15 protein-coding genes are annotated in these 13,569 nt (G+C 69.9%); 13 read left to right on the top strand and 2 right to left on the bottom strand.

From position 1 onward, the window contains the following. The 13 genes from A612_RS14715 to A612_RS14655 form a co-directional block, all read left to right on the top strand. Nucleotides 1–160 (top strand): class I SAM-dependent methyltransferase (locus tag A612_RS14715; protein ID WP_040437112.1); only part of this gene is annotated, 160 nt, incomplete at its 5' end. 37 nt (nucleotides 161–197) lie between these two features. After that, the gene (locus A612_RS14710) at nucleotides 198–1,205 is read left to right on the top strand and encodes a Tim44 domain-containing protein (protein ID WP_040437111.1); all 1,008 of its coding nucleotides are present in this window, start codon (nucleotides 198–200) and stop codon (nucleotides 1,203–1,205) included. Nucleotides 1,206–1,338: 133 nt separating this feature from the next. Next, nucleotides 1,339–1,929, top strand: a complete 591-nt coding sequence (locus A612_RS14705) for a hypothetical protein (protein ID WP_019375205.1) — start codon at nucleotides 1,339–1,341, stop codon at nucleotides 1,927–1,929. After that, the gene (gene ubiB / locus A612_RS14700; RefSeq protein ID WP_019375204.1) at nucleotides 1,926–3,491 is read left to right on the top strand and encodes a ubiquinone biosynthesis regulatory protein kinase UbiB; all 1,566 of its coding nucleotides are present in this window, start codon (nucleotides 1,926–1,928) and stop codon (nucleotides 3,489–3,491) included. The genes A612_RS14705 and ubiB overlap by 4 nt, the downstream gene beginning before the upstream one ends. A 75-nt stretch (nucleotides 3,492–3,566) precedes the next feature. Beyond that, entirely contained in the window at nucleotides 3,567–5,021 is a 1,455-nt protein-coding gene (locus A612_RS14695; protein WP_019375203.1) for a high affinity choline transporter 1, read from the top strand. 90 nt (nucleotides 5,022–5,111) lie between these two features. Further along, nucleotides 5,112–5,375, top strand: a complete 264-nt coding sequence (locus A612_RS14690) for an FmdB family zinc ribbon protein (RefSeq protein WP_019375202.1) — start codon at nucleotides 5,112–5,114, stop codon at nucleotides 5,373–5,375. Nucleotides 5,376–5,399: 24 nt separating this feature from the next. Then, nucleotides 5,400–6,026 (top strand): DUF502 domain-containing protein, encoded by a 627-nt coding sequence (locus tag A612_RS14685; RefSeq protein ID WP_040437114.1) that lies wholly within the window; start codon nucleotides 5,400–5,402, stop codon nucleotides 6,024–6,026. Between the two features lie 64 nt (nucleotides 6,027–6,090). After that, nucleotides 6,091–7,887: an aspartate--tRNA ligase gene (gene aspS / locus A612_RS14680; RefSeq protein WP_019375200.1), complete on the top strand. Its 1,797-nt coding sequence runs from the start codon at nucleotides 6,091–6,093 to the stop codon at nucleotides 7,885–7,887. Nucleotides 7,888–7,974: 87 nt separating this feature from the next. Beyond that, entirely contained in the window at nucleotides 7,975–8,451 is a 477-nt protein-coding gene (gene nudB / locus A612_RS14675) for a dihydroneopterin triphosphate diphosphatase (RefSeq protein WP_019375199.1), read from the top strand. Continuing rightward, complete coding sequence (locus tag A612_RS14670) at nucleotides 8,448–9,224, top strand: endonuclease/exonuclease/phosphatase family protein (protein WP_019375198.1); 777 nt, start codon at nucleotides 8,448–8,450, stop codon at nucleotides 9,222–9,224. The genes nudB and A612_RS14670 overlap by 4 nt, the downstream gene beginning before the upstream one ends. Nucleotides 9,225–9,228: 4 nt before the next feature. Beyond that, the gene (clsB, locus tag A612_RS14665; RefSeq protein ID WP_019375197.1) at nucleotides 9,229–10,461 is read left to right on the top strand and encodes a cardiolipin synthase ClsB; all 1,233 of its coding nucleotides are present in this window, start codon (nucleotides 9,229–9,231) and stop codon (nucleotides 10,459–10,461) included. A 120-nt stretch (nucleotides 10,462–10,581) separates the two neighbouring features. Further along, the gene (gene folE, locus A612_RS14660; protein WP_040437110.1) at nucleotides 10,582–11,307 is read left to right on the top strand and encodes a GTP cyclohydrolase I; all 726 of its coding nucleotides are present in this window, start codon (nucleotides 10,582–10,584) and stop codon (nucleotides 11,305–11,307) included. A 69-nt stretch (nucleotides 11,308–11,376) separates the two neighbouring features. Then, complete coding sequence (locus A612_RS14655) at nucleotides 11,377–11,799, top strand: BLUF domain-containing protein (protein WP_019375195.1); 423 nt, start codon at nucleotides 11,377–11,379, stop codon at nucleotides 11,797–11,799. 78 nt (nucleotides 11,800–11,877) lie between these two features. Here the strand turns inward: A612_RS14655 and A612_RS14650 are convergent, their stop codons facing one another. Together A612_RS14650 and A612_RS14645 are read right to left on the bottom strand one after the other, a co-directional pair. After that, on the bottom strand, nucleotides 11,878–12,621 hold the full coding sequence (locus tag A612_RS14650) for a hypothetical protein (protein ID WP_019375194.1): 744 nt from the start codon (nucleotides 12,619–12,621) through the stop codon (nucleotides 11,878–11,880). 105 nt (nucleotides 12,622–12,726) lie between these two features. Next, a complete protein-coding gene (locus A612_RS14645) occupies nucleotides 12,727–13,350 on the bottom strand; it encodes a hypothetical protein (RefSeq protein WP_019375193.1) in 624 nt (207 codons plus the stop codon). Nucleotides 13,351–13,569: the final 219 nt, after the last annotated feature.

Raw genomic sequence — 13,569 nt, 5'->3', positions numbered from 1 at the left:
GGGCGACGCCGCCAGCTACCGCTACCTGGCCGAGTCGATCCGCATGCACCCGGGCCAGGAAGAGCTCAAAGCCCTGATGCAGCAAAGTGGCTTCGGACATGTGGACTATCACAACCTGACGGGCGGCGTCGTGGCGCTGCATGTTGGAATCAAGTGCTGAACGCGTACCTCGACGCAAACCTTTTCCGGGAGATGACATGAACAGGAAACTCTGGTCGGTGGCGCTGGTCGCCATGCTGGCGCTGCTGGTGCACGTCGATGCCGACGCGCGCCGCATGGGCGGCGGCAAGTCCTTCGGGCGCCAGTCCAGCAACGTGACGCAGCGCGAGGCCGCGCCCCAGCGCGCCCCCGGTGCGCCCGCGCAACAGCAAAACGCCGCCCCCAGCAAGGCCGCGCCCCAGAACGCGGCCACGCCGGCCGGCGCCGCCGCGCCCAAGAAGCCCTGGGGCGCGATGCTCGGCGGGCTGGCGGCCGGCCTGGGCCTGGCCTGGCTGGCGAACGCGCTCGGCCTGGGTGCGGGCTTCGCCCAGTTCCTGATGTTCGCGCTGCTGGCGCTGGTGGTGATGGCCGTGGTCGGCATGGTCATGCGCTCGCGCCGCCCGGCGGCGGCCGGTGCTGCGCCCTTCGCCTTCCAGGGCGCGGGGGCCGGCGCGCCGCCGGCGGACGTGCCCGCCGCGCGCCACTACAACCCCGAGAAGGTCGGCAACGACGCCTCCGCCCGGCCGTGGGAACACCATGGCACGGCCTTCCAGGGGCAGCCTGCGGCCGGCGGCTCGATGATCGGCTCGGCCCTGGCCGGTTCGCAGAACTGGGGCATCCCGGAGGGTTTCGACGTGGCGGGCTTCATCGCCGCCGCCAAGCGCAACTTCACGACGCTGCAGGCCGCCTGGGACCGCTCCGACATGGAGACGCTGCGCTCCATGATGACCGACGCCATGCTGGGCGAGATCCGCACCCAGCTGGCCGAGCGCGAGCAGCTGCGCGGCGCGGCCGCGCCCAACCACACGGACGTGGTCATGCTGGAGGCCCAGCTGCTGGGCATCGAGGACCTGGGCGATGGCTACATGGCCAGCGTCGAGTTCTCCGGCATGATCCGCGAGGAGCCCTCGGCCGGCCCCAGCCCGTTCCGCGAGGTCTGGAACATGACCAAGCCCAAGGACGGCAGGAGCGGCTGGCTGGTGGCCGGCGTGCAGGCCCTGCAGTAGGCACGGAAGTGCCCCGCCCGCGCCGGTCTTGCCGGCGGTGGGGCGGGTTTCGATCCACACGAGGGCCGGCGCAACCGCGGCGTGGGCAAAATGCCTACGGTGCAGGCGCCACTTCGGGGAATAATCGGGGACTATGCCCAAGCAGTCCCCTTTTTCTTTCCTGGACGGATTCATGGAACGCATCGCAGCCGGTCCCCAGCCCCCCGCGTGGCTGGTGCACGAGGTGCAGCACCGGGCCGTGCTGTTCCTGAACCACGTGCTCATGCAGGAAAGCGAGGCGATGGACCGCCTGGCGCGCCAGAGCGGACGCACGGCCCGTGTGCAGTGGCGCAATTTCTTCGTCACGCTGCGGGTCACGCCCGCGGGGCTGCTCGACCTGGCGCCCGAGGGCGCCGTGCCGGACCTGCGCCTGGAAGTGTCCGAGGGCTCGCCGCTGTCGCTGGCGCGCAGCGCGATCGCCGGCGAGCGACCCACCATCCGCATCGAGGGGGACGTGCAGCTGGCGGCCGAGATCAACTGGGTGGTGGACAACGTCCGCTGGGATGTCGAGGACGACCTGGCGCGCGTGATCGGCGACGCGCCGGCGCACGCCATCGCCTCGGTGGCCGGCCGCGTGGCCGAGGCGCTGCGGCGCTTTGCCGGCGCGCGGCTGGGCCGCGGCGACGGCCGGCACGACGTGGGCGCCCACGGCGCCAGCCGCGACCCGCACCGCAGCCCGCCATGAGCCGCCTCCTGCGGGGCTTCACCATCGTCTGGGTGGTGCTGCGCCATGGGCTCGACGAGGTCGTCCTGTCGAGCTTCGATCGCCCGTGGCTGCACGGCTTCACGCGCGTGCTCACGCTCGGGCGCCGGCTGGACGCGCCACGCGGCGTGCGCCTGCGCCTGGCGCTGGAGAGCCTCGGCCCGATCTTCGTGAAGTTCGGCCAGGTGCTGTCCACGCGGCGCGACCTGATGCCGCCGGACATCGCCGACGAGCTGGCGCTGCTGCAGGATCGCGTGCCGCCCTTCGACCCAGCGATTTCGGTGGCCACCATCGAGCGCGCGTTCCGCCGCCCCATCGGCGAAGTCTTCGTCTCCTTCGAGCGCGAACCGGTCGCCAGCGCCTCCATCGCGCAGGTGCACTTCGCCGTGATCCGCGACCGCAACGGCATGCTGCGCGACGTGGCCGTCAAGGTGCTGCGCCCGGGCATGCTGCCGGTGATCCGCAAGGACCTGGCGCTGATGCGCATGATGGCCGGCTGGGTGGAGCGCCTGTCGGCGGACGGCAAGCGCCTCAAGCCCCGCCAGGTGGTGGCTGAGTTCGACAACTACCTGCACGACGAGCTGGACCTGATCCGCGAGGCCTCCAACGCCGCCCAGCTGCGGCGCAACATGGCGGGCCTGGATCTGGTGCTGATTCCCGAGATCTTCTGGGATTATTGCCACCCGGAGGTGCTGGTCATGGAGCGCATGGACGGCGTTCCCATCAGCCAGGTCGAGCGCCTGCACCAGGCGGGCGTGGACATCAAGAAGCTCGCGCGCGACGGCGTGACCATCTTCTTTACCCAGGTGTTTCGCGACGGCTTCTTTCACGCCGACATGCACCCGGGCAACATCCAGGTGAGCATCGAGCCCCAGACCTTCGGGCGCTACATCTCGCTGGATTTCGGCATCGTCGGCACGCTCACCGAGTTCGACAAGGAATACCTGGCGCAGAACTTCACGGCGTTTTTCCGGCGCGACTACAAGCGCGTGGCCGAGCTGCACATCGAGAGCGGCTGGGTGCCCGCCAACACGCGCGTCAACGAGCTGGAGGCCGCCATCCGCGCCGTGTGCGAGCCCTACTTCGACCGCCCGCTCAAGGAGATCTCGCTGGGCATGGTGCTGCTGCGCCTGTTCCAGACCTCGCGGCGCTTTCAGGTGGAGATCCAGCCGCAGCTGGTGCTGCTGCAAAAAACCCTGCTGAACATCGAGGGCCTAGGCCGCCAGCTCGACCCGGACCTGGACCTGTGGAGCACGGCCAAGCCCTTCCTCGAGAAGTGGATGCTCGACCAGCTCGGCCCCAAGCGCCTGTGGCGCGAGCTGCAGCTGGAGGCGCCGCGCTACGCCAAGCTCCTGCCCGAGCTGCCGCGGCTGATGCACGCATACCTGCGCCAGCGCCCCGCCGTGGAGCGCGCCGAACTGCAGGCGTTGCTGGCCGAGCAACGCCGCACCAACCGCTTGCTGCAGAGTCTGATCTACGGGGGGCTCGGCTTCGTGCTGGGCCTGCTGGTCATGCAGCTGGTCGTGCGCCTGCGCCTGTTCTGAAGCCGCCCCGGGCGCCTCCCTTTTCTTTCCCTTCCACCCTTCCCACAGCCCTTCCTTTTTCGCAGGAGTTGCAACGTGTTGCTCTTCATGGTGATTGCTTACCTGTTTGTCACCATCGGTATCGGCCTGTGGGCCGCGAGACGGGTGCAGAACACCGCCGACTTCGCGATCGCGGGGCGGCACCTGCCCATGTACATGATCATCACGACCACCTTCGCCACCTGGTTCGGCTCGGAGATCGTGCTGGGCGTGCCGGCGAAGTTCATCAACGGCGGCCTGAACGCGGTGGTGGAAGACCCCTTCGGGGCGGGCATGTGCCTGATCCTGGTCGGCGCCTTCTTCGCCGCCAAGCTCTACCGCATGTCGCTGCTCACCATCAGCGACTACTACCGCGAGCGCTTCGGCCGCACCATCGAGATCGCCTGCTCGCTGATCATCATGCTCAGCTACTTGGGCTGGGTCTCGGCGCAGGTCACGGCGCTGGGGCTGGTGTTCAACCTGCTCTCGGGCGGGCTGATCTCCATCCCCTGGGGCATGGCGATCGGCGTCGGCTCGATCCTGGTCTATACCCTGTGGGGCGGCATGTGGTCGGTGGCCGTGACCGACTTCATCCAGATGATCGTGCTGGTGGTGGGCCTGCTGGTGCTGTCGTTTTTCGCCGCCGACATGGCGGGCGGCGCGGGCAAGGTGATCGACCTGGCGACCAGCCGGGACATGTTCCGCTTCTGGCCCGAGCCGACCTGGCACGAGATGATCTTCTTCTTCGGCGCGGCGATCACCATGATGCTGGGCTCGATCCCCCAGCAGGACGTGTTCCAGCGCGTGATGTCGGCCAAGACCGAGAAGGCCGCCACGCACGGCACCATCATCGGCGGCAGCGCCTACATCCTGTTCGCCTTCGTGCCGATGTTCCTGGTGGCCAGCGCGCTGATCATCATGCCCGAGCAGACCGAGGCGCTGCTGGGCGACGACCCGCAGAAGGTGCTGCCCACGCTGGTCATGGAGCGCATGCCGGTCATCATGCAGGTGCTGTTCTTCGGCGCGCTGCTGTCGGCCATCAAGTCCTGCGCCTCGGCGACGCTGCTGGCGCCGGCCGTGACGTTTACCGAGAACATCTGGCGCCAGTTCCGCCCGACCTACATCAGCGACGACGAGAACCTGCGCATCATGCGCATCAGCGTGTTCGTGTTCGCCATCTGCGTGCTGGTCTACTCCATCAAGATGGAAGGCACGCCGATCTTCGAGCTGGTCTCGGGCGCCTACCAGGTGCCGCTGGTGGGAGCGTTCGTGCCACTGGTGTTCGGTCTGTACTGGAAGCGCGCCAACACGCAGGGGGCGATGTGCGCCGTGGTGCTGGGCATCGGCACCTGGGTGCTGTTCATGGCGGTGCCGGCGCTGGGCGAGGCCTTCCCACAGCAGCTCGCCGGGGTGCTGGCGGCCGTGTTCGGCATGGTGGCGGGCTCGCTCGCGCCGCAGCTGGTGCGCAACACGCGCGTGCCTGCCCAGCCCGTGGCCGGGCTCGACATCTAGGCCGGCCGTGCGTGGGCGCCGGGCGGGCAGGGGGCGCGCTACCTATAATTGCGGGTTTTTCCTTCAACCGCGATTGCGCGCCTTTTTGCCATGCCTATCTATGCCTACCAGTGCGGCTCCTGTGGCCATGCCAAGGATGTGCTGCAAAAGATCTCCGACGCTCCGCTCACCACGTGCCCGTCCTGCGGGGCCGAGGCGTTCACCAAGCAGGTGACGGCCGCGGGCTTCCAGCTCAAGGGAACGGGCTGGTACGCCACCGACTTCAGCGGCCGCAAGAGCCCGGCGGCCGCCCCCGAGGCCGGCGCTGCCACTGCCTCCTCCCCGGCAGCGGCCGCCGGCGGCGCGGACGCCTGAGCCTGCATGTCCAAGAGCGCGCCCATGGCCACGCTGCGCAACTGGCTGCTCACGGGCCTGCTCGTCGTCGTGCCCGGCGTGATCACCGCCTGGGTGCTGACGTGGTTCGTGGGCATGCTCGACCTGACGCTGGCGATCCTGCCCGAGGCCTGGCAGCCCGACCGGCTGCTGGGCCTGCACGTCCCGGGCTTCGGCGCGCTGCTCACCTTGAGCATCCTGCTGGTGGTGGGCGCGCTGGCGAGCAACTTCGCCGGGCGCAAGCTGGTGCAGTGGGGCGACGCGCTGGTCAGTCGCATCCCGGTGGTGCGCTCGATCTATTCCAGCGTCAAGCAGGTCTCCGACACCCTGTTCTCCGAAAGCGGCAATGCCTTTCGCACGGCGGTGCTGGTGCAGTGGCCGCGCGAGGGTGTGTGGACGGTGGCCTTCGTCACCGGTTCGCCCTCGGGCGAGGTCGCGGCCTACCTGCGCGATGAATACGTGAGCGTGTATGTGCCCACCACGCCGAACCCGACCGGTGGCTATTTCGTGCTGATGCGCAAGAGCGACTGCGTGGAGCTCGACATGAGCATCGACGCGGCGCTGAAATACATCGTCTCCATGGGCGTCGTCGCGCCGCCCGACCCTCTCGCGGCTGCCGGCGAGCGCGCCTGAGACCGCTTTTTCCACCGATCGTCCACGCGCCCCAGCCGGGCGCAGGAAGCAAAGACCCCACACCATGGCCATGCGTTCCCACTACTGCGGTCAAGTGACCGAAGCCCTGATGGGCCAAACCGTCTCCCTGTGCGGCTGGGTGAACCGGCGCCGCGACCACGGCGGCGTGATCTTCATCGACCTGCGCGACCGCGAGGGCTACGTGCAGGTGGTGTGCGACCCGGACCGCCCGGAGATGTTCGCCACCGCCGAGGATGTGCGCAACGAGTACTGCGTGCGCGTGGTCGGGCTGGTGCGCGCCCGGCCCGAGGGGACGGTGAACGAGTCCATCGCCAGCGGGCGCATCGAAGTCCTGTGCCATGAGCTGGTGGTGCTCAACCCTTCCGTCACGCCGCCCTTCCAGATGGACGACGACAACCTGTCGGAGACCACGCGCCTGACCCACCGCGTGATGGACCTGCGCCGCCCGGTGATGCAGCGCAACATGATGCTGCGCTACCGGGTCGCCATCCAGGTGCGCAACTTCCTCGACCGGCAGGGCTTCATCGACATCGAGACGCCCATGCTGGGCAAGAGCACGCCCGAGGGCGCGCGCGACTACCTGGTCCCGAGCCGCGTGCACGACGGGCACTTCTACGCGCTGCCGCAGTCGCCCCAGCTCTACAAGCAGATGCTGATGGTGGCCGGCTACGACCGCTACTACCAGATCACCAAGTGCTTTCGCGACGAGGACCTGCGCGCCGACCGCCAGCCCGAGTTCACGCAGATCGACTGCGAGACCTCCTTCCTGGGTGAAGAAGAGATCCGCGCCATCTTCGAGCAAATGATCCGCGAGGTGTTTCGTACGCAGCTCGAGGTGGACCTGGGCGACTTCCCCACCATGAGCTACCACGAGGCCATGCGGCGCTTCGGCTCGGACAAGCCCGACCTGCGCGTCAAGCTCGAGTTCACCGAGCTGACCGACGTGATGAAGGACGTGGACTTCAAGGTGTTCTCTGGCCCGGCGACCACCCCGGGCGGGCGGGTGGTGGCGCTGCGCGTGCCGGGTGGCGGTGCCATCTCGCGCGGCGAGATCGACCAGTACACCGAGTTCGTGAAGATCTACGGCGCCAAGGGGCTGGCGTGGATCAAGGTCAACGAGGCGGCCAAGGGGCGCGATGGCCTGCAGTCGCCGATCGTGAAGAACCTCCACGACACGGCCATCGCCGAGATCCTGAAGCGCACCGGCGCGCAGGATGGCGACATCCTGTTCTTCGGCGCCGACCGGGCCAAGGTGGTGAACGACGCCATCGGCGCACTGCGCCTGAAGATCGGCCACAGCGATTTCGGCAAGAAAGGCGGGCTGTTCGAGGACCGCTGGGCGCCGCTGTGGGTGGTGGACTTTCCCATGTTCGAGCACGACGAGGAGGACAACCGCTGGGTCGCCGTGCACCACCCCTTCACCGCGCCCAAGGACGGCCACGAGGACCTGATGGACACCGACCCGGGCCAGTGCCTGGCGAAAGCCTACGACATGGTGCTCAACGGCTGGGAGCTGGGCGGCGGCTCGGTGCGCATCCACCGCGCCGACGTGCAGGCCAAGGTCTTCGCCGCGCTCAACATCAGCCCGCAGGAGCAGCGCGCGAAGTTCGGCTACCTGCTGGACGCGCTGCAGTACGGCGCGCCCCCGCACGGCGGCCTGGCCTTCGGCCTGGATCGCCTGATCACGCTGATGACGGGGTCGGAGTCGATCCGCGACGTGATCGCCTTCCCCAAGACCCAGCGCGCCCAGGACCTGCTGACCCAGGCGCCCTCGCCGGTGGACGAGAAGCAGCTGCGCGAGCTGCACATCCGGCTGCGCAACCCGGCGCCCGCGGCCTGAACGGCGGGCCCGGTGGGCCCCCCATGGCCATAGGCTCGGCAAGGGGCGCCTGCGGGCACCTTGCGCCTTTCTGGGACACTTGCGGCGATGGAGCACCGCCCCCTGCCCAAGATCCCCGAGTCCGTCCTGGTCGTCATCCACACGCCGGCGCTGCAGGTGCTGCTGCTGCGGCGCGCCGGCCTGCACGAGGGCCAGCCCTTCTGGCAATCCGTGACCGGCAGCAAGGACACGCCCCAGGAGAGCTGGCGCGAGGCCGCCGTGCGCGAGGTGGCGGAGGAGACGGGCATCGACGCACGCGCGCCGGGCTGCACGCTGGTGGACTGGGGCCTGGAGAACACCTACACCATCTACCCCGCCTGGCAGCAGCGCTACGCGCCGGGCGTCTGGCTGAACACGGAACGGGTCTTCGGCCTGCAGGTGCCGCGGGCGAGGGCGCTAAGCTTGAATCCCCGTGAACACACGGCATATGAATGGCTGGACTGGCGCGCCGCGGCCGATCGCTGCACCTCGCCGTCCAATGCCGAGGCCATCCTGTGGCTGCCACGTTTTGTACCGTTGCCATGACTGAGCTTCCCTCCCGCCCCCAGGACCGTGCCGAGGAACATTCGGGCATCCTGCGCGTGGCGACCTACAACATCCACAAGGGCGTGCAGGGCATGGGCCCGGCGCGGCGCCTGGAGATCCACAACCTGGGCCTGGCCGTCGAGCAGCTCGACGCCGACATCGTCTGCCTGCAGGAGGTGCGCGCCCTGAACCGGCGCGAGGCGCTGTACTTCGACCGCTGGCCGGAGGTGCCGCAGGCGCAGTACCTCGCGCCCGAGGGCTATGAGGCGGTCTATCGCACCAACGCCTACACGCGCCATGGCGAGCACGGCAACGCGCTGCTCACGCGCTGGCCGGTGGTCGGCCACAAGCACCAGGACATCTCCGACCACCGCTTCGAGCAGCGCGGGTTGCTGCACGTGGAAGTGCTGGTGGAGGGCCGCCCGGTGCACGCCATCGTGGTGCACCTGGGGCTGGTGCCGGGCAGCCGCATCCGCCAGGTGGCGCAGATCCAGCGTTTCATCGAGCGCGAGGTGCCTGCCGATGCGCCGCTGGTGGTGGCGGGCGATTTCAACGACTGGGGCCTGCAGATCAAGCGCATGCTCGCCGGCTTCGGCCTGTTCGAGTACGACGAGAACCCCCAGGCCTACACCTATCCGGCGCGCCTGCCGATGGTGCAGCTCGACCATGTCTACGTGCGCGGGCTGCGGCCGATCTCGCTGCACGTGCCGCGCGGGCGCATCTGGTGGCGCATGTCGGACCACCTGCCGCTGATCGCCGAATTCGAGCTCTGAGCGCGTGGCCTCGCCCGCATGGCACCCGCGCTGGGGCCGCACCGACCACCACGTCACCCTGCTGCAGGGGACGGCCGAATTCTTCCCCGCGCTGGTCGCGGCAATGGACACGGCGCTGTCGGACATCCAGCTGGAGACCTACATCTTCGACTTCACGGGCGCCGCCGCCGAGGTGGCCGAGGCGCTGGTGCGCGCGGCGGCGCGCGGCGTGCGCGTGCACGTGGTGGTCGACGGGGTCGGCACCGGGCGGCTGCCGCGCCACTGGCAGCAGGCGTTCGCCGAGGCCGGCGTGCGCCTGCAGGTCTATTCGCCGCTCGGGCCGCTGGGCCTGCTCTTGCCGCAGCGCTGGCGCCGCCTGCACCGCAAGCTGTGCGTGGTGGACGGGCGCGTGCTGTTCTGCGGGGGCATCAACATCCTGGACGATTTCCACGATCCGAACCATGGGCCCCTTGAGGCGCCGCGCCTGGACTTTGCCGTGCGCGTGCACGGCAGCCTGGTGGAGCAGGCGTCCGAGGCGATGGAGCAGCTGTGGTGGCGCCTGAAGGCGGGCGAGGACGCGCGCCAGCGCCGGTTGGGCCTGGCGCTGGCGGACTGGCGCGCGGCGCGGCTGGCCAAGCTCAAGGAGCGGCGCGCCGAGGAGGCCGGGCGCGGCATGCGGGCGGTCTTCCTGCTGCGCGACAACCTGCGCCACCGCAGCCGCATCGAGCGCGCCTACCGGCGCGCCATCGCCCGGGCGCGCCACGAGGTGATCATCGCCAATGCCTACTTCATCCCGGGGGGAAAGCTGCGCCGGGCGCTCAAGCACGCCGCCGGCCGGGGCGTGCGCGTGCGCCTGCTGCTGCAGGGGCGTTATGAATACTTCATGCAGTACCACGCCGCCCGGCCGGTGTACGGCGCGCTGCTCGCGGCCGGGGTGGAGATCCACGAATACGCCCCCAGTTTCCTGCATGCGAAGGTGGCGGTGATCGACGCCGAGGGTCCGCGCCCCTGGGCGACCGTCGGCTCGTCCAACCTGGACCCGCTGTCGCTGCTGCTGGCGCGCGAGGCCAACGTGGTGGTGCGCGACGCCGGTTTCGCGCAGGAGCTGCGCGCGCGCCTGGTGCACGCGCTGGAACACGCGGGACGCCCGGTGGACGCGCGCAGCTACGCGCGCCGGCCGTGGCGCGAGCGCCTGCTCGATCGCATCGCGCTCGGGTGCATGCGCGCGGCGCTGTGGGTGACCGGCAACCGCTACTGACCCCGGATGCTGCCGCCGCACCGCCGCCGCGCGCTTGGCTTAAGTCCTTGATTTTCAATGGCCAAGACCCAAAGCCACCGCCCCGGCGGCGCCGGCCTTTGCCTGTTACCATCCCGCCCCATGTCCGATCTCCCTGTAGTTTCCCTGCCCGCTCGTGCCTCCGAGGAGGGCACGCCGGTTTCCGTGAGGATCCGCGAGCGCCTGCTGGCGGCCCGCCAGCGCTTCCATGCCAACGACAACATCGCCGGCTTCATCGAGCCGGGCGAACTGGAGCTGCTGCTCGACGAGGTGGAGGCGAAGATGCAGGGCGTGCTCGACAGCCTGGTGATCGACACCGCGGGCGACCACAACACGCAGAACACCGCGCGGCGCGTGGCGAAGATGTACCTCAACGAGGTGTTCAAGGGCCGCTACGTGGCGCCGCCGCCGATCACCGAGTTCCCGAACGTCGAGCGGCTCAATGAGCTGATGATCGTCGGGCCGATCACGGTGCGCAGCGCCTGCAGCCACCATTTCTGCCCGGTGATCGGCAAGCTCTGGGTGGGGGTCATGCCCAACGAGCACACGAACGTCATCGGGCTGTCGAAGTACGCGCGCCTGGTCGACTGGGTGATGGGTCGCCCCCAGATCCAGGAAGAGGCGGTGGTGCAGCTGGCCGACCTGATCATGGAGAAGACCCAGCCCGACGGTCTGGCGATCGTCATGGAGGCGAGCCATTTCTGCATGTCCTGGCGCGGGGTGCGGGAGATGGACAGCAAGATGCTCAATTCCGTCATGCGCGGCGTGTTCCTCACGGACCCTACGCTGCGGCGCGAATTTCTCTCGCTGATCCCGGGTCGCCACTGAGGCACAGTCGCTGGCATCCGGCGGCCCCGCGTCGCCCCGTTCCTTCCCCGCTTTTCAGGAGTCCGAGCCATGTTGGTGCGCCTGCTCTACGTCAGCCGCGCGGTGGACCCGTCCCCCGCCGCCATCGAAGCCATCCTGGCGCAGTCGCGCCAGCACAACCCGGCGACGGGCATCACGGGGGTGCTGTGCTATGGCGACGGTGTCTTCCTGCAGGCCATCGAGGGCGGGCGCTCGGCCGTGAGCGGGCTGTTCGGCCACATCCAGCGCGACGCCCGGCACAAGGATGTGGAGCTGCTGGCCTTCGAGGAGATTTCCGAGCGGCGCTTCGGCGGCTGGACCATGGGACAGGTGAATCTGGCCAAGCTGAACCATTCGATTGTGCTGAAGTATTCCGAACGCCCGGAGTTCGACCCCTATGCCGCCTCCGGGAAGGTCTCCTTCGCGCTGCTCGAGGAGCTGATGGCCACCGCCTCGATCATCGGGCGCGCCTGAGCGGCCACGCCCGGCCCCGCGCTGAGTGCGCCTGGCGCCTTCGGGCCGATGCTGCCTGCCGCTGGGCGAGGGCGGCCCTCAGGGCAGCGGCGGCACCGCGGCGGGCGCGGGTGCCGCGGCTGGGGCCTCGATTTCGAACCAGCCCGGACCATGGCGCAGGCCGACGCCCAGGTGGCGCGCGAGACGCTCCAGCGCCGCCGCGTCGAGGACCGGCATGCCGGGGGCGGGGGTCGCCGGCGGGGCGTCGGCCGCCTGCCCTTCGGCCTGTACGCGCAGGCCCGGACCTTCGGGCGCTGCGACCACGCGCACGCAGGCCGGGATGGGATCCGGGTCTTCCGCGAGGATATGGATGGCGCCGAGCAGCAGGCACAGCATGGGCTGCTGGGGCGCCGGTGCGCTGGGCAGAGACTGTTCGGGGCTGCCCAGCGCCAGCTCCAGCCCGCGCATGGCCAACAGCGGGTAGGCCAGCGCGTGCGCCAGCTCGGCCGTGGCCGCCAGCGGCTCGGGCTTGGCCGGGCCGCCCAGGTCCCAGTGGCGCAGCCGCCGGGCGCTGTCCGACAGGCTGGCGAGGTGCTCCTCGAGCTGGTCGAGCTGGGTGGCGATGCTCTCGCCGGCGGCAGCGCTCGGGCCGGCGCCGCTGCTCGCCTCGGCAGCGACGCGGCGGCGCAGCACCACGGTGCCCATGCGCATGATGGTCAGCATGCCGGCCAGGTCGTGGCGCACGACCGGCATGGCGCGTGCCAGGATGGCGTGCTGCACGCCCAGGGCGGACCACGCGGCGGCGTGGGCGAGGTGGGGATCGTCGGGCTGGGTCTTGGTCATGGCTGTACCCTGCATTGGAGCAGCGCTCGGGCCGTGGCCGGGTAGGACGGGGCCGCGTGTAAGCAGGTGTGAACCATTGTACGGTCGGGCTGCGGCGCGCCCCCTTCAGCCGGCGCGGCCGGCGCCGGGCCGGACCAGCGCCAGGTAGGCGCTGCGCGTGGACGGCGACACCGACCCGAGCAGCTGGGCGTAGGGGGTCTGGTGGCGCGCCAGCATGCGGGCGGAAGCAACGGTCTTGGACTTGCAGAACCAGTGGCAGGTGTGCTGCATCAGCAGCAGCTCGGCCGTCATGGTGTAGGCGCGCTCGCGCGGCCCCAGGCCGTCGCGGTTTTCCCGGACGCGGGCGATGCCCCGCGCGTGCACCGCCAGCGCAGCGCGCATATCGAAGCTCGCAGCAGGCAGCAGCTGCAGGGCCAGCGGCAGCGCCACTGGCAGCCGGCTCACGCGGGTCTGCTCGGCGGGCAGCCGCGCGAAGCCGGCGACGAAGCGCTCGAACTGGCTGCACAGCTGGATCTCGCTGGCCTCCAGGGTGGACAGCACCTGGGCGCGCCGCTGCAGGTCGGCCTCGCCCATGGCGCGCAGGTAGCCCTGGGTGAGGGTCTGCATCAGGCGCTCGATCTGGAAGGGGGCGAGTTGCTCGCCCAGCAGGGCGATGCGCTGGCGCTGCTGGTGGGCGTTGGCGAGGTAGGCGCCGGTGGCGGCCAGCAGGCCCAGGAAAAGGAGGTCCATGGAAGATCGGGCAGGGGCGGGAGGGGCGAGGGGGATGGGGCGGCCAGGAGGGCGCCGCTGCGGGCTTGGCGGGGCAGGGTTCAGGAGGGGGCCGCGGCGCTTGCGGGCGGCTGCGGCCAGGGGCGCTGGGCGCCGCGCAGCTGCTCGTAGGCGTGGGCGACGCGCAGCACACCCAGGTCGTCGAAGCGCTGTCCGGCGATCTGCAGTCCGATCGGCAGG

The sequence above is a fragment of the Melaminivora alkalimesophila genome (assembly GCF_000282995.1).
GTDB lineage: Bacteria > Pseudomonadota > Gammaproteobacteria > Burkholderiales > Burkholderiaceae_C > Melaminivora > Melaminivora alkalimesophila.
The sequence above is the reverse complement of the archived record's forward strand: the minus strand, read 5'-3'. Positions and strand labels throughout refer to the sequence as shown.